Here is a 3042-nt window from a genome sequence, read left to right as displayed (position 1 = left end):
TAGAAATGGTGGAAGCCTATTCGGGCAGCAACCTTAAATTGCATGTAGTGGTTACGGAATCACAAATTCACAAGACCTGGCAGGGAATGTCGGAATTGAATTTTGTAGAAAGGAAGATGATACCCAACCATCTGGGCACTAATCTTGATTTCTCCGGCGGGAACACCCAATCATTCAGTTTCGATTTCTCCCTTGATCCCTCCTGGAACGCAGAACATTGTGAACTCGTTGTATTCGTGCAGAATAACAGCACGAAAGAAATCCTTCAGGGAACCAAGATCAATCTGCTTGACTTTGAAAATGAGAATGACTACGATGTGATAGCTAAAACAATCACACATCTTCCGGTCAATGCCTGTTCAGGAATCCTGGAACCATCCGTAATCATCCGCAATTACGGAGAACAGGAACTTACTTCCTGCAATATTGACTATCAGGTAAACGGGGGAACACTCAGCAGCTATTCCTGGTCGGGAAACCTTCCCTTCCTGGGAACCGACACCGTATCTCTTCCTGCAATATCTTTTGAACCGCTTGAAAGCAATGTGCTGAAAATATTCTGCGGAAATCCGAATAACAATCCCGACCAATATCCTGCAAACGACACAGTTATTTCAACCATAGAAAAGAAAAGCACTCCCGCAGATGTGAGCCTGCTGATCCGCACCGATGAAAACCCCGAAGAAACAACATGGGAACTGACCGATGCAATGGGAAATGTGCTATACTCGGGAGGACCATATACAACTGCCGGTGCCATGATCATGGAAGATTTTGTATTAAATGAAAACGAATGTTACCTTTTTAACATGTATGACGCGGGGGGTGATGGATTTATCCAACCTGGGTTTTTTATACTTTATTACGGAAGCAATATTTCGATTTTACAAGGATTCGGCTTTGGTAATCTTTTATCGACCGAATTCACTACCGATGCTTCTACCGGTTTTTCAGACAACAGTTTAGCTGCCGGTATCAAAGTTTTTCCAAATCCTGCCGATGAATTGATAAACATGGTTTTCAATCTTAATGAAACAGGAAATGTAAAAGTAGAGATATTCACACTTACAGGGGAAGTGGTGTATGCCTCTGAAATATATAGTCAATCGGGCCTGCAGGAATTGCAGATACCCTGTAATCATATAAGTGATGGCATGTATCTGCTGAAATACTCAACTTTGCAGGAATCAGTAACAAGCAAAGTCATCATCCGGCACTAATCATTCCGAAGGGCACCATCCCTGTAATCACGTTATGGGGATGGTGTTTTTTATTAATTCATCATCAGCGAAATTGGGCAGCGTCACACTCAATTCCGGTTCCTGCTCCATGGCCCTTTTGATGGCAAAAACGGCCTCCTGATTGCGCGCCCAGCTCCTGCGTGCGATACCGTTATTCACATCCCAGTAAAGCATGGAAGTCAGACGAGCCTCGGCTTCATCAGTCCCATCGAGTACCATACCAAAACCGCCATTGATCACTTCTCCCCAGCCAACACCGCCTCCATTGTGGATAGAAACCCATGTTGCTCCGCGGAACGAATCTCCGATCACGTTTTGTATGGCCATATCGGCCGTGAATTGAGAACCATCGTAGATATTGGATGTTTCCCGGAAAGGTGAATCAGTTCCGGATACATCATGATGATCCCGGCCAAGAACCACAGGTGCTTTGATCTTTCCTTTGCGGATTGCCTTGTTAAATGCCCTGGCAATGCGGATGCGTCCTTCCGCATCTGCATAAAGGATACGGGCCTGTGAGCCTACAACCAGTTTATTCTGTTCGGCTTGTTTAACCCATAATAGGTTATCGCCTAACTGCTGCTGTATCTCATCGGGAGCATCCTTCATCATTTTTTCAATAACCTTTGCAGCGATCTTGTCGGTGGTGCGAAGGTCTTCCGGATCACCGGAGGTACAAACCCAGCGAAAAGGCCCGAAACCGTAATCAAAACAAAGTGGCCCCATGATATCCTGAACATAGGAAGGATATATGTAAGATCCGTCTTCTTTTAGCACCTCGGCTCCTGCCCTTCCGGCTTCCAGCAAAAAGGCATTACCATAATCCCAGAAATACATACCGCGAGCGCTAAGACGGTTTATGGCATTTACCTGCCTTACCAAGGATTCCTTCACTTTATTCCGGAATGATTCAGGATCCCTGACCATCATTTCATTGGATTCTTCAAAACTCAAGCCGGCCGGATAATACCCACCGGCCCATGGATTATGCAGTGAAGTCTGGTCGGAACCCAGATCAATGGGAATATCCCTGTCGGCCAATGCTTCCCATAAATCCACGATATTTCCCTGGTAAGCGAGGGAAACGGCTTCTTTGCGGTTTCTTGCCTCCAGCATTCGCTGTATCAGCTCATCCAATCCGGTATATACTTCATCTACCCATCCCTGCTGATGTCGTTTACTTACAGCCTGATGATTAATCTCAGCCACAACACCCACAGCGCCAGCAATAACAGCCGCTTTAGCCTGGGCACCCGACATGCCGCCCAAACCTGAAGTTATAAAAATCCTTCCTCCCAGACCACTATCGCCACCCTTAAATCTCCTTCCGGCATTTAGTATTGTGATGGTGGTGCCGTGAACAATTCCCTGAGGGCCGATATACATGTAGGATCCTGCCGTCATTTGTCCGTATTGACTAACACCCAAAGCATTAAACTTCTCCCAATGATCAGGACTTGAGTAGTTGGGAATCACCATTCCGTTTGTTACTACAACACGGGGGGCACCGGGATGAGATGGGAACAATCCCATGGGATGACCGGAATACATAACGAGAGTCTGCCATTCGGTCATTTCAGCCAGGTATTTCATCGTGAGGAGATATTGGGCCCAATTCTGGAATATAGCCCCATTCCCGCCATAGGTAATGAGTTCATGGGGGTGTTGTGCCACTACAGGATCAAGATTATTCTGAATCATGAGCATGATGGCTGCCGCCTGCTCTGTCCTGCAGGGATATTCATCTATTGGCCGGGCATACATTTTGTAGGCCGGACGAAACCGATACATATATATTCGT

The 3042-nt window shown here is 46.2% G+C and carries 2 protein-coding genes; one reads left to right on the top strand and one right to left on the bottom strand.

Annotation, left to right across the window (positions count from 1 at the left end; all coding sequences use genetic code 11):
- Positions 1-1220 (top strand): T9SS type A sorting domain-containing protein (locus KKA81_08350; protein ID MBU2650931.1); only part of this gene is annotated, 1220 nt, incomplete at its 5' end.
- Positions 1221-1247: 27 nt separating this feature from the next.
- Here KKA81_08350 and KKA81_08345 read toward each other — a convergent pair.
- On the bottom strand, positions 1248-3042 hold a 1795-nt coding region (locus tag KKA81_08345; protein MBU2650930.1), incomplete at its 5' end, for a urocanate hydratase.

The organism is Bacteroidota bacterium, from assembly GCA_018831055.1.
GTDB lineage: Bacteria > Bacteroidota > Bacteroidia > Bacteroidales > B18-G4 > M55B132.
This window is presented reverse-complemented; position numbering and strand designations above follow the sequence as displayed.